At 59.7% G+C, this 19,662-nt stretch carries 17 protein-coding genes and 3 tRNA genes; 12 read left to right on the forward strand and 8 right to left on the reverse strand.

The genetic code is table 11. The features are described from left to right. Positions 1-79: 79 nt before the first annotated feature. The 4 genes from L6758_RS06590 to L6758_RS06605 all read right to left on the reverse strand — a co-directional run bounded on the left by L6758_RS06590 (position 80) and on the right by L6758_RS06605 (position 4,938). A complete protein-coding gene (locus L6758_RS06590; RefSeq protein WP_237205214.1) occupies positions 80-502 on the reverse strand; it encodes a YchJ family protein in 423 nt (140 codons plus the stop codon). Positions 503-635: 133 nt separating this feature from the next. Further along, positions 636-2,114 carry an NCS2 family permease gene (locus tag L6758_RS06595; protein ID WP_237205215.1) on the reverse strand — a complete coding sequence of 493 codons (1,479 nt, stop codon included), beginning with the start codon at positions 2,112-2,114 and terminating at the stop codon, positions 636-638. A 200-nt stretch (positions 2,115-2,314) separates the two neighbouring features. Continuing rightward, positions 2,315-3,499, reverse strand: a complete 1,185-nt coding sequence (locus L6758_RS06600) for a polysaccharide pyruvyl transferase family protein (RefSeq protein ID WP_237205216.1) — start codon at positions 3,497-3,499, stop codon at positions 2,315-2,317. Positions 3,500-3,504: 5 nt separating this feature from the next. Next, positions 3,505-4,938, reverse strand: a complete 1,434-nt coding sequence (locus tag L6758_RS06605; protein ID WP_237205217.1) for an S-layer homology domain-containing protein — start codon at positions 4,936-4,938, stop codon at positions 3,505-3,507. A 185-nt stretch (positions 4,939-5,123) separates the two neighbouring features. Between L6758_RS06605 and L6758_RS06610 the strand changes: the two genes are divergently transcribed. From L6758_RS06610 to L6758_RS06625, 4 genes are all read left to right on the forward strand, one after another. Next, positions 5,124-5,471, forward strand: a complete 348-nt coding sequence (locus L6758_RS06610; protein WP_237205218.1) for a DUF2218 domain-containing protein — start codon at positions 5,124-5,126, stop codon at positions 5,469-5,471. 65 nt (positions 5,472-5,536) lie between these two features. Further along, a complete protein-coding gene (locus tag L6758_RS06615) occupies positions 5,537-5,839 on the forward strand; it encodes a DUF6457 domain-containing protein (protein ID WP_237205219.1) in 303 nt (100 codons plus the stop codon). Beyond that, complete coding sequence (gene fdhD, locus L6758_RS06620) at positions 5,826-6,707, forward strand: formate dehydrogenase accessory sulfurtransferase FdhD (RefSeq protein WP_237205220.1); 882 nt, start codon at positions 5,826-5,828, stop codon at positions 6,705-6,707. Before L6758_RS06615 ends, fdhD begins: the two co-directional genes overlap by 14 nt. A 30-nt stretch (positions 6,708-6,737) precedes the next feature. Next, on the forward strand, positions 6,738-9,035 hold the full coding sequence (locus L6758_RS06625; protein ID WP_237205221.1) for an FdhF/YdeP family oxidoreductase: 2,298 nt from the start codon (positions 6,738-6,740) through the stop codon (positions 9,033-9,035). Between the two features lie 107 nt (positions 9,036-9,142). Here L6758_RS06625 and L6758_RS06630 read toward each other — a convergent pair whose 3' ends face one another. The 3 genes from L6758_RS06630 to L6758_RS06640 all read right to left on the reverse strand — a co-directional run bounded on the left by L6758_RS06630 (position 9,143) and on the right by L6758_RS06640 (position 11,843). Next, positions 9,143-10,360: an ATP-binding protein gene (locus L6758_RS06630; protein ID WP_237205222.1), complete on the reverse strand. Its 1,218-nt coding sequence runs from the start codon at positions 10,358-10,360 to the stop codon at positions 9,143-9,145. A gap of 79 nt (positions 10,361-10,439) precedes the next feature. After that, positions 10,440-11,090 carry a response regulator transcription factor gene (locus L6758_RS06635; protein ID WP_237205223.1) on the reverse strand — a complete coding sequence of 217 codons (651 nt, stop codon included), beginning with the start codon at positions 11,088-11,090 and terminating at the stop codon, positions 10,440-10,442. 12 nt (positions 11,091-11,102) lie between these two features. Beyond that, positions 11,103-11,843 carry a sensor histidine kinase gene (locus L6758_RS06640; RefSeq protein WP_237205224.1) on the reverse strand — a complete coding sequence of 247 codons (741 nt, stop codon included), beginning with the start codon at positions 11,841-11,843 and terminating at the stop codon, positions 11,103-11,105. Between the two features lie 807 nt (positions 11,844-12,650). Between L6758_RS06640 and L6758_RS11015 the strand changes: the two genes are divergently transcribed. The 3 genes from L6758_RS11015 (at position 12,651) to L6758_RS06650 (ending at position 15,090) form a co-directional block, all read left to right on the forward strand. Next, on the forward strand, positions 12,651-12,773 hold the full coding sequence (locus L6758_RS11015) for a hypothetical protein (protein ID WP_257617982.1): 123 nt from the start codon (positions 12,651-12,653) through the stop codon (positions 12,771-12,773). Between the two features lie 274 nt (positions 12,774-13,047). Further along, the gene (locus L6758_RS06645) at positions 13,048-13,500 is read left to right on the forward strand and encodes a hypothetical protein (protein ID WP_237199142.1); all 453 of its coding nucleotides are present in this window, start codon (positions 13,048-13,050) and stop codon (positions 13,498-13,500) included. 180 nt (positions 13,501-13,680) lie between these two features. Next, positions 13,681-15,090, forward strand: coding sequence for an FAD-dependent oxidoreductase (locus L6758_RS06650; RefSeq protein WP_237205225.1), 1,410 nt, complete (start codon positions 13,681-13,683; stop codon positions 15,088-15,090). A gap of 145 nt (positions 15,091-15,235) precedes the next feature. Here the strand turns inward: L6758_RS06650 and L6758_RS06655 are convergent, their stop codons facing one another. Then, complete coding sequence (locus tag L6758_RS06655; protein WP_237205226.1) at positions 15,236-16,573, reverse strand: D-arabinono-1,4-lactone oxidase; 1,338 nt, start codon at positions 16,571-16,573, stop codon at positions 15,236-15,238. 191 nt (positions 16,574-16,764) lie between these two features. Between L6758_RS06655 and L6758_RS06660 the strand changes: the two genes are divergently transcribed. From L6758_RS06660 to L6758_RS06680, 5 genes are all read left to right on the forward strand, one after another. Continuing rightward, positions 16,765-17,421: an LGFP repeat-containing protein gene (locus tag L6758_RS06660; RefSeq protein ID WP_237205227.1), complete on the forward strand. Its 657-nt coding sequence runs from the start codon at positions 16,765-16,767 to the stop codon at positions 17,419-17,421. A 297-nt stretch (positions 17,422-17,718) separates the two neighbouring features. After that, a complete protein-coding gene (locus L6758_RS06665; protein ID WP_237205228.1) occupies positions 17,719-18,729 on the forward strand; it encodes a universal stress protein in 1,011 nt (336 codons plus the stop codon). A gap of 378 nt (positions 18,730-19,107) precedes the next feature. Beyond that, a tRNA-Glu gene (locus L6758_RS06670) sits at positions 19,108-19,180 on the forward strand. Positions 19,181-19,231: 51 nt separating this feature from the next. Further along, positions 19,232-19,305, forward strand: a tRNA-Asp gene (locus tag L6758_RS06675). Between the two features lie 63 nt (positions 19,306-19,368). Further along, positions 19,369-19,441 (forward strand) — tRNA-Phe (locus L6758_RS06680). Positions 19,442-19,662: the final 221 nt, after the last annotated feature.

A 19,662-nucleotide genomic window follows, 5' to 3' on the forward strand; every position in this document is an offset into this window, starting at 1 on the left:
GCCCTATCCCTTCTCTCTTCACCCCGAGATAATCTCTAGGGTCGTGAGAAAAGGAATAGGGCGAAAATATTTGCCGGGGCTAGCTGACCTCACCGTCAACGTACAACCACACCCCGCCGTCCTTGGTGAAGCGGGAGACTTCGGTCTGTACCCCTCGCACCCGCTCGTCCTCGGGCGTCCCCGGCACTGACCGGTAGTAGGCGGCGAACTCTACGCCGCCGGTGCTGTCAAAGGGGCCGCCTGCTGTGCTGAGAATGTCGAGTCGGTACCAGCGCAGGCTGTCGTCGAGGTGCAAGGACGCCGGTCGCGTGCTCGGGTGCCAGGTGGCCAGCAGGTAGTCGGGTAGGCCCACCGCAAAGGCGGTGAAGCGGGAGCGCATCAGCGCCTCGGGAGTCGGTGCAGTTAGTTCGCCGGCCTGGGCAAATCGGGAGTGGTAGCGGCCGCAGCAGGCGCCGTAGGTTTCTCCGGTGCCGCAGGGGCAGCGGATATCGGGTTCAAGCATGCCTCTATTAAAACAGGTAGGCAGGTGGCCAACCCGTCCTCTTTATAAGCAAATACCCCAGTTTTTGTGCAGGCACCTCGGGTAAAAACCGGGGTAACTGCACCAAAACTGGGGTACTGAGGAAAGGGGAGGGTTAGGCGTGTAGCCAGCCCTCAATCACGCCCATGCCGAAGAAGACCAGGAAGGCGGCTGAGACGATGTACATAATCGGGTGTACTTCCTTGCCGCGGCCCTGTACCAGGCGAATGAAGGTGAAGGCGACGAAGCCGGCACCGATGCCGTCCGCGATGGAGTAGGTGAAGGGCATCATGATGATGGTGAGGAAGGCGGGAATGCCCAGGCCCCAGTCGGTCCAGTCGATGTGAACAGCCTGGCGGACCATCAGGAAGCCAACGACCACCAGGGCGGGGGCTACAGCCTCGAAGGGCACGATGGATACCAGCGGGGAGATGAATACAGCCAGCAGGAAGAGCGCGCCGGTGACGATGTTAGCGAAGCCGGTGCGGGCACCTTCACCGATGCCGGTGGCGGATTCCACGAAAATCTGGTGGGCTGAGGACGATGAGCCACCACCGAGCACGGAACCGGCGGCGTCAATCAGCAGAACGCGGTCGATGTTCTCGATCTTGCCGTCCTCATCGATGGTGCCAGCTTCAGAGGCCAGACCCACGGAGGTGCCCATGACGTCGAAGAAGACAGCTAGCAGGATAGCGAACATGAGCATGGTTGCGCCCAGGGCGCCCAGGGATGAGCCGGAGAAGGCACCGACCATATCAACGGAGCCCAGCAGGGAGAGGTCGGGGTGGCCGATCCACTGGGTGGGGATGCCGGGGATCATGAGGGACCAGCCGGTGGCTGAGTCCATGGATGAGCCGGAGGGCCAGACCTTTTCCAGCACGATTGCCAGGATGGTTGAGGCAACCACACCGATCAGAATCGCACCGCGTACGTTGCGGATGAAGAGGGCGACAGTGAGGAAGAGACCGAAGAGGAAGACGAAGATGGGCCAGCCCTGCAGGTGGCCGCCGGCGCCGAAGGAGACGGGTACGGTGGTGCCTGCGGCATCGGGCATACGGCGGACGATACCCGCGTTGACCAGGCCAATCAGGGAGATGAAGAGGCCGATGCCCACGACAATGGCAGTCTTGAGCGATTCGGGGACGGCGTCGAAGACGGCGCGGCGGAAGCCGGTTAGTACCAGAATAGCCATGACAATACCGGCCCAGACGACCAGGCCCATAATCTGGGGCCAGGTCAGGTTGGGGGTGGTTGCGATGGTGGAGGCCAGCAGGGCGTTGACGCCCAGGCCCGCCGCCATGGCGAAGGGCTGCTTGGCCCAGAGGCCCATGATGATGGTCAGGACGCCCGCCACGAGCGCGGTTGCTGCAGCGACGCGCTCGACGCCGAGGGTGTTGCCTGTGCCGTCGGGGCCGAGGCCCAGGATGAGGGGGTTGAGCAGCACGATGTAGGCCATGGCGAAGAAGGTCGCTAGACCGCCGCGGACTTCGGTGGAGAGGGTGGAGCCGCGTTCGGTGATTTTGAAGTAGCGGTTGATGGCGCTGGTGGGTGCTGAGGGTGCGGGTTTGTGAGCCGCGGTGTTCTCAGAAGACATTCGTGAAAATCCGTAGATACTCGTGTGGGTTTGTGTGGCCCAGAAATGAAAGTGCGCCGTCTTTGGTGCGGACGGCGCTGATGTACCTGTCCAGTGTACGCCCGTGGGCTAGTTTCTGGCGAGAATCGCTGGTGTGATGCTGTACAAGGAGGTGGACGCCCGCCCCGCCCTGTTTGCCAGGGGTGGGCGTCCTTTTGTTTTTAGAGTGGATTGCTGGGATAGAGCTTCTGGGCTTCTTGTCGTTTGGCGCGGATGTGGTGGATGAAGCTTCGGGGCGCCGTGAGGTCGGTGAGGTTAAGGGGGCTCTGCGGATCGCTGAGGGGGCTGACGAGCTTCCAGTTGCTGCCTAGGTTGAGCACTGACTGGTGTTTGACGTCGTAGTAGCCGGGCTGCCCGTTGAGGGCGATGCCGCGGGCCCCGTGGAGGGCGCCGGTGAGGTGGTGGTGGAAGCGGCTGGTGATCCATACCTGGTGGGGGGCGTAGGTGAAGTTTTCACGCCAGAAGCGTGAGAAGGGAATGAACCCGTCGTCGGCTACGAGGTCGCGGAGGGCGTCGTAGCCTGCGTAGTCGTTGCCGGGGATGGCTTCGACATAGTAGGTGCGTTCCTTGGGGATGTCGAAGTGCTCGATTTGGGCGCGGGCGAAGGCGAGCATTGCTTCGTGGGCCCCGGGTTCGAGGGCGTCATTTTGTATGCAGAGGTAGAGCTCTTCGGGGCGTCCTGTTTGAAGGGCGGACGCGGGTGACTGGCCGGGTGGGAGCAGCAGGGCGTCGTCGAGGCCGGTTTCTAGGCCGAGTGCTTCTGCGCTGGGTAGGTCGCGTACGCTGACGTGATCGAAGTCTCCGAAGGTTTCGTCGTTGCGCGGGGTGAGGCCCTGACCTGTGGCAAAGAGGCGGGCGCCTGAGATGTCACGGGTGGCGCGCATGGCGTCTACGAGTAGCTGGTTTTCGGGCCAGAGGGAGTTGATGTAACCGCCACCGAGCAGGTGCAGGGTGCCTGCCTCCCGCAGGTCGATGATGCCCAGGTCGTAGTTGGGCGTGCTGAGCTCACGGATCTTATCGGCCGGGGTCCTGGAATCGCCCTGGAGGTGCTCGTGAATTGCCCGGAAGAGGGTGTTGGTGACGTGCAGTTTGGGGTGGGCGTGTTTGAAGAGGGACGTCGCATGGCCCGGTTCGCGCACATCGAGCCAGACCTCGGTGGCGGGGTGGGTTGCTGCCAGGTACTGGAGCCAGCGCAGGGTGATGAGTTCGTCGCCGTAGTTGGGGTAGCCGGCCATGGAGATGAGGTAGATGGGCTTACCGGGCGCGGGCGCTTCTTTGTGTTCTACCGGTGCAGGCGCTGGGGCAGGTGGGGTGGGGGAGTCCTTGCGGAGGAACTTATTGAGCATGCGGGCTAACTCCTGTGGGCGTTGCGGTAGGTGAATGCTGCGATTTCTGCACGCAGGACGGGCTGTTGCGGGCGGAAGGTGCCATCGGCCCAACCAGTGGTGATGCCGTTGGCGTGCATCCAGGCTATGTGCTTGTTGAAGGGGTGGGTGAGGGGTACATCTTTAAAAATAGCGGACAGGTTTGCAGCGGGTGAACCGTTAAATCGATAGAAGAAAGCTGCGATTTCTGCGCGCAGGACGGTTTGCTGGGGCCGGAAGGTGCCGTCGGCCCAGCCTGTGGTGATGCCAGCGGCCTGCATCCAGGTGATGTGGTGATAGAAGGCGTGAGTAGTCGGCACATCGCGGAAGGGGCTCACTGCTGGGGGAGTGAAGGCAGGGGAGCCTGCAAGTCTGTAGAAGAAGGCTGCAATTTCACCGCGGAGCGCTGACTGGTAGGGGCGGTAGGTGCCGTCTTCCCAGCCGGTAGAAATGCCGCTGGTGCGCATCCAGTTCATTTGAGTGAAGAAGGTTTCTGTGGGGAGCACATCGGCGAAGCCGGTGCCGTTGGCCCAGCGGATCCAGGCGGCCAGGTGGGGTGCCAGAGTATTATGCCCTGCGGATGAGAGGTGGACGGAGTCTGCCAGAAGGTGGGCAACACCTTTATCGGTAATCCAGTAGCGGGTAGGGACTACATTGACATTTTCTTGCCTGCCCATCACGGCAAGATGCTCTGATAGCTGGTGACGGTTGGTCTGTTCGGAGATGCGGCGGCCAACTACCTCAGAGAGAATAATCAGGCTGGTGGGGTAGAGTTCGCGCAGCTTTTTGATAACTGCCCGCATGCCTTCGGCGGTGTCCTGGTAGCTCCGCCCGGTCCATAGATCGTTGCCAGATCCTTGAATGTAGACGATGCCGGGGGAGCCAAGGGGGAGGGCCCTAGCGTTATTGATAACGCTATCGACGTATGAGGGGTGGTACTGGTTGGCTGCGTATACACCGATTCCACCCCAGCTATAAAAATAGGGGCGGTAGCCTGCCTGGGTGAAGCCTTGACCTACCCAGTAGCTGTGGTTGGTGTTGGGTTCGCCTACCTGGGAGTCCCCGATAATGAGGGCATCTGAGCTGGTTAGTCTTATGTTGGCATCGCGTAGCATGTTGCCGGGGCCTGTACGGACGAAGTTGTTGGGGGCTCCGGGGTAGAAATGGGAACCGGAGGCCGCGTCCCAGATGATGATGCCGTTGCTAAAGGGTTGGTAGGCGCTGACGGGGCTGAGGGCTTGCTCAGCGGCGACGGGCTGCCCAAAGCGGGCGGGGTTGGTTATCCAGAGGGAGTAGATGCCGCCGGATACCGGGATATTGGCTGCGGCCGGAGCGGTTGAGAGCGCTGAAATGGCTAGGCTTGATGCTGCGAGGGTAATGGCTTGGGCGCGGTTTACCTTAAGTTCTGGGCGGGGGTACATAAGAGACCTCTAGATTGTGTGTGTGAGTGTGTGGCAGGGCACCTGCTGGGTGTAATTATAGGCCGGGGCTGCATGGTCCTTTGTGGTGGCACTCTGGGGGAAGCAACATAGTGAAAAGAAAGGTATGCCTGCTTCGATACTCTGAGTATAATTTAGGCAAACCTAACTTATAAGAAAGGCTAGCCGTGGATTCCGCGTCCTACTCCTCCATCGACACCCTGACCGTCCGCTCGCGCGCCGTCGTCCTGACCGACCGCCCCGCCCGCTATGCCAAGCAGCTCGCTAGCCACTTCGGGCATAAGATTCTGGCTGAAGAGATTGAGGGTGGCCACCGCCTGACCTTCAACCGTGACGGCAATTTCGATGGCTACGGCGATGTGCTGGTGCAGGAGGTTGACGGTGTTGAACACCTTGTCCTGCTGACCTACGCGGAGACCCCCGAGAAGCGTGAGCGCCTTGAGGGTGTGCTGGGCCGCCACCTGGAACGCTTTGGTGAGAAGGACGGTCTTGCCGTCACTTTCGTAGCCCTCTAGGCTCTTGCGGTGTGCGGGTGTATGTTTGAAACTGAAATTTTTTCCCGCTGCACCGTTGGAGCGTTATGAGCCAGAGAGACCCTCGCGACCTTGAGGTTGCCCGCGATTTTCTTGCCGAGTTGGCCACCCGCCTGAATCTTGACCCTGCCCTGATGGAGCAGACCATGCCCCATCTTCTGGGTATGACCAAGCATGTGGCGCACGGGGTGGTGCGCCCGGCAGCGCCCCTGGCTGCTTTTTTGGTGGGGTATGCCGCTGCCAGCGGCGAGGGGGCGGACGGCATCCCCGCACCCGAGCGCGTCCTGGAGGCTTTGGAGCAGGTGGAGGCCTTGATTGAGGAGTACCGGGAGAACCATGGGCAGGCTTAACCGTTCTGCCCCGGCCACCCGCTATGTGCTCAAAGACGACGGCACCTTTTCGGTAGACCGTCGGGCTGACGCCTTGACCGCCGAAGAACCCCTCGAAATCAGGCTGGACGGCCAGACCGTCACCACCACCATGCGCACTCCGGGGCACGATATTGAGCTGGCCCACGGCTTCCTGCACGCTGAGGGGCTGATCAAGAGCGCCGCAGAAATCAGCACCGCCCGCTACTGCGCGGGAGCTACCGGGCCCGATGGCGCTAACACCTACAATGTGCTCGACCTGAGCCGCACAGCCCCCGAAAATCCCCAGCCCAGCTCGCCGGGCGGCGTCCTGTCCCTTTTCGAGAAGGCTGCACCCCTGCGCCTGACCGTGACCAATTCAGCCTGCGGGGTCTGCGGGTCAGCATCAATTGACTCGATTATGGGCAAGGCTACCCGCCCTATTCCGCCTACCGCCCTCACCCCTGTCCAGGTACTGGAACTGCCTGCCCGCCTGCGCGATCACCAGGTGATTTTCAAGAAAACCGGCGGTATTCACGCCGCCGCCGTCTTTGAACCAACCGGTGAGCTCATCGTGGCCCGCGAAGACATCGGCCGCCACAACGCCGTAGACAAGGTTGTCGGCCACCTGCTGATGAACGGTGGGCTAGAATCCCCCGCCCCCGGCCTACCGGGGCGGACGCTGGTGGTCAGCTCGCGGGCGTCCTTTGAGCTGGTACAGAAGGCAGTACTTGCCGGTTTCTCGGCGCTTGTGGCGGTTTCCGCCCCGTCCTCGCTGGCCGTGGAACTTGCCAAGGAATCGGGCCTCACCCTGGTCGCTTTTGCCCGCGAACGACGTTTTAACCTGTACTCGGGTCAGCTAGCTCAGTAATCTGGCACACATCACGCTAAACTGGGGTGTATGAGCACGGTAAGCAAGCACGAAGACGTCCCTGTTGTCAGCCGCGTGAGCGAAGAAGCTACGGCCTTTGACAACCCCAAGATTGGCCACCGCACTAAGGTAGCGGCGGGCCCCGGTGGTGTACTGCACGCCATGGCACACGCTATCCCCGCCCGCGGCCTGCTCCCCCTGATTAACATGAACCAGCACGGCGGCGTCGACTGCCCCGGCTGCGCCTGGCCCGAACCCCACCAGAAGGATAAGAACGTGGTGGAGTTCTGCGAAAACGGCGCCAAGGCCATCGCTGAGGAGACCACCCCCGACCGGGCCGATGTTGATTTCTGGGCGCAGTACTCGGTCACCGAGCTGCGCGACAAGACCGATTTCTGGCTGGGCAAGCAGGGCCGCATCACCCAGCCCCTGCTCTACGACCGCTCTAGCGGGGACGACCATTACCGTCCTATCAGCTGGGACAAGGCCATCGGTATGATTGCCGACCAGCTCAAGAAAACCGACCCCAAAAAGGCCGTTTTCTACACCTCGGGTCGAGCCTCCAACGAGGCAGCCTACGCCTTCCAGCTGCTGGCCCGCCGTCTGGGCTCCAACAACCTGCCCGACTGTGGCAACCTCTGCCACGAGTCCACCGGTGTCGCCCTCAAAGAGGTCGCTGGCCTGGGCAAGGGCTCAATCACCATGAGCGACCTCGAAACCACCGACCTGCTCATCTCTGTAGGTCAGAACCCCGGCACCAACCACCCGCGCTCGCTGACCAGCTTCAAGAAGATGAAGGAAAACGGCGGCAAGATGGTGGTGCTCAACCCCATGCCTGAAACCGGTCTGATGGCATTCCGTGAACCCCAGTCGCCGGTGGGCATGATTGTGCCCGAGAAGCTGGCAGACGAGTATCTGCAGGTGCGTCTGGATGGCGACCGAGCCTTCTTCCAGCAGCTCAACAAAGAGCTGATTCGGCGCGATGCCATCGACCACGTTTTCATTGAGAAATTTACGGACGGCTTCGAGCAGCTACGCGAGCACCTTTTGGGTCTGGACGACGCTGAGCTGGAACGCGGCTCTGGCATTTCGGCTGCCCAGGTGGCGCGGGTTGCCGACCTGGTTGAGGCCTCTGAAAATGCTATTGTCTCCTGGACTCTGGGCGTCACCCAGCACCGCGAGTCGGTGGCTACCCTGCGGGAGATGATGAATTTCCTCTTCCTCACCGGCAATATGGGTAAGCCCGGGGCTGGTTCTGCGCCTTTCCGCGGCCACTCCAACGTGCAGGGCAACCGCACCGTGGGTATCTGGGAGAAGATGCCTGAGCCCTTCCTTGCGGCTCTTGAAGACTACTTTGGCTTCCCCGTCCCCCGGGAGCACGGTCTGGACACCGTGGATGCCCTGCGCCAGATGCGCGACGGTGAGAACCAGTTCTTCATGTCTCTGGGCGGTAACCTGGTGCGCGTTGCCTCAGATACCACCGCCTGCGAGAAGGCCATGAGCCAGCAGGAGATGACCGTCCACCTGTCCACCAAGCCCAATGGCTCGCACGCCTACCCCGGCGAGAAGGCACTGATTCTGCCCGTCCTGGCCCGTACCGACCGCGATGTGCAGGCGTCCGGCCCGCAGAAGATTACCGTGGAGAACTCTTTCGGTATCGTCTCTGCTTCTATCGGCAAGCGCACCGCTAACGACGACCTCGACCTCAAGTCAGAGGTAGAGATTATTTGCTCGGTGGGCCGTGAAACCTTTGGTGATGATTTCTGGCAGCCCATGATCGACGACTACGGCGTGATTCGTGAGGCTATTGAGGGCACTATCCCCGGGTTTGAGCGCTACAACGAGCGGATTGAGAAGCCCGGTGGTTTCTACCTGCCGAACGGCCCGCGTGAGCGCGTCTTCAACACCGAAACCGGCAAGGCCCGGTTGACGGTCAATGAGACCAATGTGCTGGATGTCCCCGAGGGTCACCTGCTACTGTCGACGGTGCGTTCGCATGACCAGTTCAATTCCACGATTTACGGGCTGGACGACCGCTACCGCGGTGTGCGCGGTGGCCGCCGCGTGGTCTTTATGCACCGGGACGACATCGCCGCCCTGGGTCTTGAGGACGGCTCCCTGGTGGATATTGTGTCGGTCTGGGAGGACGGCGAGCGTCGGGCTCCTAATTTCCGTGTGGTGGAGTACGACCACGCCCGCGGCTGCTGCACCGTCTACCTGCCCGAGGGCAATGTGCTGGTTCCGCTTGATTCGGCGGCGAAGCGCTCGAACACTCCGGTGTATAAGTCGGTGCTGGTGCGCCTGGAATCGCTGGGGCGTAAGGCTTAAGCAGCGGTAGCGGGCGGACGGCCGGGCCTCGGCCCGCCCAAGGTAATCGAAAGCTTCATCAGCGCGTTCTAAGAACATGCTGATGAAGCTTTCGATTACATTAGATACTAGAAGGATGAACCGGCTAAAAACTCAAATACATCTAGCCACTCAATATCACCTGTTGAAGGGGCGAATCTATCACCTGTGAGTAGGAGGCAACGCGCTCCGGGGGATAGTCGCTGAAAAGGGGCTAATTCTCGTGCTAGGGTTTGCTCAGATTCTGTTGTTAGGGCTACCTGAATATAGATTGTGCGCCCTTCTTTCTTGGCTAGAAAGTCTATTTCACCTTCGGGGACCTGCCCGGTGGTGACTTCAAAACCCCGGCGGAGAAGTTCTAGGTACACCATATTTTCGAGGTCTCGACCCCTGTTGTAATCCCGTGACCCTAGCAAAGAATTGCGTAGACCGGGGTCTACGAAGTACATTTTCCCGTTGGTCTTTAGCCACTGCTTCCCTTGGGTGTCGTACCGGCGGCAGCGGTAAAGTAAGTGCGCGTCGACCATTAACTGTAGGTATCGATCTACGAGCTCAGATGAAACATTCCTGCCGTGTGACTTGAGTTGTTTCACGATGGAGAGGGTTGAAAGTTCAGAGCCTGCGTTATCAAAAACGAAACGGGCTACTCGCAGAAAGGCTTCGGTATCGCGTATCTGCCCGCGTAACGCTATGTCCCTGGTAAAGATTGAGTCAAAGAGACCGGTGTTGAGCTGTCGTACTACTTCTTCGTTGGTTGTTACAGCTGCTGCTGGGAAGGTACCCCATTTGATCCATTGTTGGTAGGCCTGAACTGCTCCTGTGAAGTGTATCCCTGAGTGTTCTCGGAAACGAGTAAATTCGGTCAATGACAGGGGGAGCATGGATATCTCGATATAGCGCCCTGCTAAATAGGTGATGGACTCAGAAATGAACATTGACGCGTTGGATCCGGTAACACAGATTTCAAGATTCTCGCGGCTACGCAGTGAGTTTACGACGCGAGCCCAGTCATTTAGTTCCTGAACTTCGTCGATGTGTAGAAACCGTACTTCGTGGTTTTCTATCGTTTCGAGAACATGTGCGTGGAAGATCTGCGGATCTCGCAGGTTGTCGTTGCTCATGTCTTCAAAATTGATAGATAGTATCTGGTGAGGGGCAACCCCGTGGCTTATGAGGTGTTCTCGATACATTCGAAGTAGGGCTGATTTGCCGCAGCGTCGTACGCCGGTAATGACCCGTACAAGAGCGGGGTCCGTGATGCTGGTTAACAGGTCAAGGTAGCGGTCGCGAGCAAGAAGCTGAGTCATAATTTCGAATATACCTGAAATTAAGTGAAATCTGCCCTGTAATTTCAGGTATACCTGAAATTGCAGGGCAGATGAAGTTTTAATCCAGCACCGGGAAATTGTGGTGCCCGGCGTGTACTAGGAGCTGGGTGCGGGTGGTGACGCCCATCTTTTTGTAGACCTGTGAGAGCGTGTTTTTGATGCTTGAGAGTGAGTAGTTCAGCTCTTCCGCGATTTCTTGGTTGGTGTGTCCCAGACAGACGAGCTTGGTGATGGCCTGCTCTGTCTCGTTGAGTTCGCTCCAGGGGTCGCCCTGGGGTGGTTGGGTGAGGTTCATGGAGATGACCAGGCTGGCGAGGGCCCGCCTGTCGATGATGGCCCGCCCTTCAACTGCGGCTGTGACTGCCTGTTTGATTTCTTTGGCGCGGGAGTTTTTGAGGAGGTAGCCGTGTACGCCTGCGGCGAGGGCTTGGCTGACGTAGCTGTAGCTATCGAAGGTGGTGACGGCGATGATTTTGGTGTCTGGGTGGGTTGCCAGGATGCGCTGGGTGGCTTCTATGCCGTCCATGACGGGCATGTTGAGGTCCATGAGGAAGACCTCGGGGCGTAGGGTGTTGGCAATGGTGATGGCCTCTTGCCCGTTGCGTCCTGTGGCGATGAGGTTGAGGTCGGGGTCGTTTTTGATGTAGAGGCCCAGGAGTTCGTTGAAGTCGGGGTCGTCTTCGATGAGGGCTACGGTGGGTTGGTGCATGGTGGGTGCTTTCTAGGCGGTGGCGAGGGGCAGGTGGATGGTGAGGTTCCAGGTTGTGTCTGTTACTCCGTAGTGCATGGTTCCGCCGAGGGCGCGGATGCGCTCACCTATGCCGACGAGCCCGTAGCCGGTGCCCCGGGTGCGCTTTTTGGGGGTGCTGGGGGCGGTGGGGTTGGAGGTGATGACGGTGACGCCGGTGAGGTTGGGTTTGGCGGTGACGGTGATGGTGCACCCTGGTTGGGCGTATTTTTTGGCGTTGTGGCAGATTTCTTGGATGAGTTTGTGGAAAGTGGGGCGCACGCCGTCGGGTAGGTCGGCTTCGGTGATGGTGATGTTTTCGTGCAGGGTGAAGCCGTGGTCGGTGAGGTCTTTGCGGGCTTGGGCTAGGGTTTGGGTGAGGTTGATGGTGGGGGCGGACGTCTGGGGTAGGGCTGTGGGGTCGGTGTCTCCTCGGGTGGTGCGGATGAGCAGGCGCATGTCTGTGAGGGCTTTGTGGGTGTGTTCTTCGATGGTGTGCAGGGCGGTGTCTTTGCCGCTGGGGGTGATTGCATCGAGTCCTTGGCCGGTGGTGAGGCCGATGACGCTGATGTGCCGAGCTACGGTGTCGTGGAGTTCGCGGGCTAGGGCGCGGTTGGATTCAGCTACCTGTTCTTTGTAGTCGGCATATTCCTGAGCCAGGGTCTTTTTCTGCTCCCAGGAGATCCGTAGTGCTAGGGGAACAAAAAATAGAAGAACACAGAAGGATAATGACACGATGAGCCAGCTGAGAAAATTTTGATTTACAAACCCGCTGAAGAAAAATAAAAGTACGCTAACTCCTAATAAAATAAGCTGCCTTGAGCTAGCTAGAAAAACTGCTAGGGGAACCCCAAAAAATATTCCTAGGTAGAAGAAACTGTTATCGGGAATATGAGTATAAAAGGAACTAATTACAAGCCCAACGCAGAAAATATACGGGGTGAATATTTTCTTGGCATAGAAGGTGTAGAGCAGGAGTGTAAGGAGCAGCAGAGACACTAGGTTGTAGAAGCGGTCTGCTCCAGAAAGATAGGGTACCTGTAGAAAGTCACCAAGGGTTACCAGAACTGTAACGAAGAGTAGAGTAATGCGTAGTTTCCCTGTTGGCTTTATAGCAGGGAGGTTACGGGTGATTTCGAGGTAGTTCATATGGATTTCTATTTTTTACAGAGTCGTAGATGTTCCAAAAATTTTGGACAGCCGATAGCTAACTCTACTTCTGGGGTGGCAGAAGTGGGTGCGTGGTGGCCGTAAAGGTGATTTTGTGCAGGTAACGCTAGGGTAAGGGCAACTAACAGGGTTGTCAGAGTCGCTTTCATCTGGATCCTCTTTGACATAGTTGGAGTTCTATGCCTAGAAATACAGGGTTTTTGGACAAACTTCAAGGGGCTATAGAGAAGTCGGTACTTAAGTACTAGATGTGCTGTATCCTCTTGAATTTGCAGAGTGGTGTGTGATGTTATGAAAATATCGAAGCTGATATAGAAATCTATCTTCGGTGAAGTTTCTTTATGCTTTCATAAACAAAGGAGATAGCGAAACATGACTTCAGAAACTCTCAGCTCGCTTCTGAGCTACATCACCTACGGTGGTGCAATTGCTACCTTGTGTGTTGCTACGGTAACTCTGTATCGGCACCAAAAAGCTAAGCGCGAGAATCAGTAAATAGACACCGCTAGGCCTGCATCTCCAACTGTGAGATGCAGGCCTGGCGGTTGTCTAGAAACACTTCAGTTAAAGTATGTACCTGACTGTTTACTTCTATGTCTGCCTAGTTTGGGACTGCTGGCGTGAAGAGGAAAATACCCTTAAGGAGTGTTGAGTCAAGTTTCTAAGCACAACTCAGTACTTAAGTACTGAAGGTGCTTCTACCTCTTGAAAACTTCAGATGTGTCTGGTGGAATAATTACAATTCTTGGCATTCAAAGGAGATTGCACCATGCCACGTCGAGCCCTTCCCCTTGCCCTACTCATTCCGCTACTGGCGGCCTGCTCCAGCGGCGCGTCCACTACAGCTGAGGCACCAAGCTCCACCCCGAGCGTCCGCACCACCACTGTGCCGCCACCTGCTACCACAGCAACCGCCAGCCCCGAAGAGCTGGCAACCCAGGGCCCCACTATTTCTAACGAAGATATTCAGCGGGGCATCGACACCGGCAATATCTACGTGCTTTACTCCGGCGTCATGTGCTTCGGCGGCACACTAGCTGACCCCACCGAGTTTGCTGAGCAAGAACTAGCCAGCGACTACATGAGCGAGGAAGAATACCAGCAGCACTACAGCCAGATCCCGGCAGAAGTCCTTGCTCAGAGCGAGAACAACAAAACCGGTATCTTCACCGCTCCCCAAGAATGCCTAGACGCTGGCTGGTCCCAGGCCGGAGCCATCTAAAGCAGCCTGCACCCCCGCCCGTATCTGTTACCTCTGTTACGACCGGCCCCAACCCGCGGTAACCCCAGGACTTACTCTGTAACCGGGGCGACGGCGTCCGCCCCAAACTCGGTAGACTAGAGCAGAACCAAAGTCCCAACCCGCCGTGCCCACCTACGCCCGGCGCCGAAAGGAAAACCCGTGTCAACCGAAGCCCCCCGCGCCCTGCGCGTCGCCGTCATCGGTGCAGGCCCCGCAGGTATCTACGCCGCAGACATCCTCACCAAAAGCGAAGAAGTCCGCACCGGAGCCGTGCCCGTAGCCATCGACATCTTCGACCGCTACCCCGCCCCCTTCGGCCTGATCCGCTACGGCGTAGCCCCCGACCACCCCCGCATCAAGGGCATCGTTAACGCCCTGCACAAGGTGCTCGACCGCGGCGACATCCGCTTCTTCGGCAACGTCAACTACGGCACCGACGTGACCCTGGCCGACCTGCGCAAGCACTACGACGCCATCATCTTCGCAACCGGCGCTATTAAGGATGCCGACCTCGATATCCCCGGCGTTGAGCTCACCGGCTCCTACGGCGCGTCCGACTTCGTCTCCTGGTACGACGGTCACCCCGATGTGCCCCGCACCTGGCCGCTGGAAGCCAAAGAAATCGCAGTGCTCGGCAACGGCAACGTAGCCCTCGACGTCGCCCGCGTGCTCTCCAAGCACGCCGACGACCTGCTCGTCACCGAAATCCCCGACAACGTCTACGAAGGTCTCAAGGCCTCACCCGTCACCGACGTGCACGTCTTCGGTCGCCGCGGCCCCGCCCAGATCAAGTTCACCCCCCTCGAACTGCGCGAACTGGCCCACTCCCGCGACGTTGACATCGTGCTCTACGAAGAAGACTTCCAGTTCGACGAGGCCTCCCGCGAAGCCATGGAAACCAACGCCCAGACCAAGGTCATGATGAAGACCCTCAACGGCTGGCTCGAAGAGCAGAAGGAAAACCCCGGCACCGCCTCCCGCCGCCTGCACCTGCACTTCCTCCAGTCACCGGCTGAAATTCTCGGTGAGCACGGCAAGGTCACCGGCATCAAGATGGAACGCACCGAGCTCAACGGCAACGGCGGCGTCACCGGCACCGGCGAATTTATCGACTACCCCGTGCAGGCGGTCTACCGCGCCATCGGCTACTTCGGCTCCGAACTGCCCGAGGTCGGCTACGACAGCGAACGCGGCGTCATCACCAACGTTGAGGGCCGCGTCATCGACGACAGCGACGTACCCGTCCCCGGCCTCTACGCCACCGGCTGGATTAAGCGCGGCCCCGTCGGCCTGATTGGTTCTACCAAGTCAGACGCCCTCGAAACTGTCACCCACCTGCTGGAAGACCGCGAAAACCTTTACACCGCCGAGGCAGCCGACCCCGCAGCGATTGAGACCTTCCTCGATCAGGCCGGCGTCCGCTACACCACCTGGGAAGGGTGGCACCGCCTGGACGACCACGAAAAGGCCCTGGGCGCAGAGGCCAAGGACGCCGCCGGCGAGCCCCGCGCCCGCATCAAGGTGGTTGACCGCGACGAGATGACCGCGATTTCACGCGGCGAGCAGTAGCTCACTGCCCCGGCCCTGTCTCTAGTAGAAGGGGACCGCAAAACTTAAAAGGGACCGCATAATATGCGGTCCCTTTTAGGTTTTAAGGTCCCCTTGGGGGAAACGGGCGTACAGAAGCGCGGACCAGTGCGGATGTCCGCCGCCCCTACCGCATGAGCACCCAGTCCAGGTAGGGGTTGAGGAAGAGGCCCGACGGGTCTAGCTCCCCCCGCAGCTCCACGAAGTCGCCGAAGCGAGGGTAGAGCTGGGCGAGGGCGTCCGCGTCCTGGGTGTGGAACTGGCCCCAGTGGGGGTGTCCGCCGTGCTCCTTGAAAACCCCTTCCAGCACCCCGAAGAGCTCGGCGTGGGGCTGACGCCAGTAGGCGCGAGCCGAAACGTAAAAGGTTTCTCGCCCGTAAGCCTGGGAGAGCCAGATATCGTCGGCGGCAGCGGTGCGCACGACCAGGGGGTAAGCCATCTGGCTGCGGTAGGACGCCAGGTGGGCGCGCACATCGCGCATGACGTCGGCAAACTGCGACATATCGAAGGCATACTCCATATTGTTCTGCCGCACGGTGCGGTGAATGGTGAAGACGCGGGCCGAATAATCGGCGTAACGCCGGTTGCCCTTGCCCCAGTTCGACACCTTATTCAGCACCGGCTGCGCCGCAGGCACCTTAGCCCCGGCGTAGCTAAGAGCCGAGAACACCCCGTTGTTGAGCAGGTGGTCGCCGCCGTAGCGCCGGGCCTGACTCAGGGCAGCGCTGGCGGGCATGTAGCCCTCGGTCAGTAGAGCCAGGCGGGTGAGCCTGCGGGTGCGCACCTCGCCTGAGCCGGGGAACCAACTGAACTCGTAATGGTCCGCCCCGCGGGAGCGGTCTTCAAAAGAATGCACAATGGTTTGGTAAGAATGGCCCCGCTCCGCCGCGTGCAGGCGGAACTGGGGCACCACGTTAAAGGTCAGCTCCACGATGATGCCCAGGGCTCCCAGGCCGCAGAGGGCCGCTGAGAAAATTTCCGGGTTCTGCTGGGGTGAACAGGTGAGCAGGGTGCCGGTGGCGTCCACCAGTTTGAGCTCGGCGACCTGGGTGGCAAAGATACCGTAGCTCAGGCCGGTGCCGTGAAAGCCGGTAGAAATAGCCCCGGCCAGGGTCTGCTCATCGAGTCGCCCCAGGTTGGTAAAGGCCAGGTTGTAGTAGCCCAGCAGGCGGTTAGCCTCACGCACGGTGGTGCCCGCCAGGAAGGTTGCGGTGAGCTCGTCTGGGTCTACTCGCACCAGGCCGGTCAGGTGATCCAGGGTCAGCAGGGTGCCTGCCGGCTGCCCAATAGCGGACGCACTCCGCCCCCGCCCCACTACCTTGACCCGGGTACCTGCCGCGGCGGCGTCCTTAACCTGCTTTTGCAGCTCGGGCACCGAGCGGGGCGCAAGGACGCCTGTGGGCTGGGTGGTGTGTTGGCGGGCCCAGGTGCTCCACGAGGGGTTTGTCTGCGGGGTATCGGCCATAATCTACCTCGATTCTTGCTCGTACATGCCTATTTTCCCACGAAGAGGTGGGTGCTGGCTGTGAGTCTGGGCGGCCGGTCACAGCCCGGTAACAGTTGGCTCACAATTCGATAAACCTGCCTGTTTTTGCTTGCCCGGGCCAGGGTGGCTGTGATGGGGTGGAAGTACTGGAGAAAGGAAGGTACAACACCATGAACAAGTCTTCACTCCGTATTTTTGCCCGTTGCGGTTCGGCGGCGCTCGCCCTCGGGGCGCTGACGCTCACGGGGCTTGCTCCCGCCTCGGCCAGCCCAACGGAGGCCACCGGCTCTTCTGTCGCGGCCAGTTCAAGCAGCGACACCCTGCCCTGGGCACCTGAGGACTACGCCTGGCTGGGTGCTCCCACCGATGACGGCTTTATTGCCCCCGGTACTCCTACATCGCCCGGTTTCATGGGCCAGAATTTTACTCACGGGGCTGTTTTCTATAACGAGGTCACCGGCACCCACACCGTGCACGGCGCTATCTATGACCTGTGGCGTTTTGGCGCGGTGACGGTGGGCGAGGGGTCGGCCCTCTATAACCTGATTCCTGTCAGCGACGAGCAGCCGGTGGGTAACGGTGTGCGTCAGAGCTTCGCCCAGCCGGGTCTGGCTAGCGGTAACGTCTTCTGGTCTGAGGCCACCGGCGCCCATTTTGTTGAGTCTGGAACCCCGGCAGGGGACTACTTCAATGCCCACGGCGCTGTAGATGCCTTTGGCTTCCCGGTGGCTGAGGTGCAGCAGGTAGGGGATGCCTCAGTGCTGTACACCGAACAGGGCGTACTCACGGTGACCGCCTCCGGCGCTGTGTTTAGCTCCCTGGGCTAGGTGTTTCTCAGCGAGCGTGCGCCGTATCGCCGAGCGTGCGCATGGCTACTGCACGCTCAGCGATATAACGCACGCTCGTTGGCGCAAGGACGCCGCCACCCACCTCCCTGCCCAGCGGCAGGGGAGAGGGGTGGCGGCGTCCTTACCTTATCTAGTTCAAAAATGAATAAGTGCGGTAATGATGCGAAATAAGTCACGCTGCTCACCGGGCGAGGACTAAACTAGAAGTAGGCCCCGGCAGCAGCGCCGGCAACCCGGCTGGCAGAGCGGGGTCATCATGAATCTAAGGAGATGACCATGACCGAACGCGCTCTCACCTTCGGTGAAAAAGCAGTAGCTGCCCGCAACGACATCGCAGAAGTGGCCAACGCAGCCGGCGAAATCATCGTCGGTATCGACGGTTCCGAACAGAGCTACGGTGCCCTGCGCTGGGCCGTACACGAGGCTGAAGTCCGCAAGGTGCCCGTCCGCATGGTCACTGCCTACTCCCTGCCCGTCTTCACCGGTACCGGTTTCGACGCAGGCTACTCCATGGTTGACGAGCAGGCCCTGACCGACGGCGTAGCCCAGATTCTCGACGAAGCCCATTCCCGCGTGGGCGAAACCAGCGTTGAACTTCGCGCAACCGTAGAAACCGGCGACGCCACCGCCGTGCTCCTAGAACTCTCCAAGAAGGCCGAACTGATGGTGGTTGGCTCCCGCTCCCACGGCGGCTTCTTGGGCCGACTGCTGGGCACCGTTTCCACCTCCCTGCCCGCCCACTCACACTGCCCCACCGTTGCAGTTCCCCACTCCTACGCCGAGAAGATTGAAGCCGACCCCGGCATCCTGGGCAGCGGCCAGTCGGTGGTTGTTGGTTCGGACGGCTCCGACGAAGCCCGCCTTGCCATGATGCAGGCAGCGGACGAGGCAAACCGCCGCGGCGTCAAACTCACCCTGGTCAACGCGCTCGCCCCCTACACCGGTGCCCTGAACTGGGTACCCGCCGCTGTTGACTTCGAGGCCCTCTACCGCGAAATCGCCGACCTGCAGCGCAAGGCTGCCGAATGGATTCGCGGCTACTTCCCCCAGCTGGAAATCGAGTTCAAGCTCATCGACGGCTCCCCCGTGCAGGTTCTGCTAGAGGCAGGTAAGGCTGCCGACCTGATTGTGGTCGGTACCCGCGGCCGCGGTGGTATCACCGGCATGATCCTGGGCTCCACCTCCCAGGGCATCCTGCACAATACCCAGGTGCCCGTGATGATTGTTCCCCAGATCGAAGACCCCCGTATTGAGCAGGCACCCGATGCCGGTGTCACCTGGGGCTAGTCACAGCATGAACATGCTCTAGTCAGCTCCCCGGCAGGGGAGTAAGCTGGAGACAAGAGAAAGGCAGGACAGCTCCCGCCGAAGCACCTTTTCAGAGGGAAAAGGGCTCCGACGGCGCTGTTCTGCCGTCTTTTTTAAAAAAGTTCAAAAAATTTTTTGCGCGGACGGACGGGGTGGCAATATGTGCTTTGACTAGGCTGTTTGTGTGTAGCTCCGGTTACTTTTAGGTGAATATTGTGGTGCAGGGCACCCAATTTTTAGCCCCAAAGACCCTCTCTGGGTGGTTTTCGATTTGCGCGCCTGTTTGAACTCGCGTAATGTATTACTTGTTCGAGCGACGGGCTGAGGAAACGAAGTCAGTCACGATACAGCGAACTAGCCCCTATCGTCTAGCGGCCTAGGACGCCGCCCTTTCACGGCGGTAACACGGGTTCAAATCCCGTTGGGGGTACTGTGAAACCTTCGGTTTCACGGCCATGTAAGAACTTCGGTTTTTACGTATGGCCCCGTAGCGCAGTTGGTTAGCGCGCCGGCCTGTCACGCCGGAGGTCGCGGGTTCAAGTCCCGTCGGGGTCGCTCCGACCGCGTAAGTTCTCACTTGTGAGAAGACGCGGTTGTGGCATATCTAAGGGTATGCCTGGCTCTGTAGCTCAGTTGGTAGAGCGTGCGACTGAAAATCGTAAGGTCACCGGATCGACGCCGGTCGGAGCCACGAAATCCACTCTCTAGGCTTCTACATGAGAGTGGGTTTTTTGTTTTAACACCCAATAGCCCCAGCCTGTGAGTTCACGGACTGGGGCTATTGTGGGTTATAGGCAGAAAAGTGTGTCCCACCCCGGGCGCGTCACCCACCACGACCACCCCAACCACGCCGCACCACCACACCCTCACCCACAACAAACACACCCCGCAACTCATCCAAAGAACGCCCCA

The organism is Rothia nasimurium (genome assembly GCF_928382285.1).
Classification (GTDB): Bacteria; Actinomycetota; Actinomycetes; order Actinomycetales; family Micrococcaceae; genus Rothia; species Rothia nasimurium_E.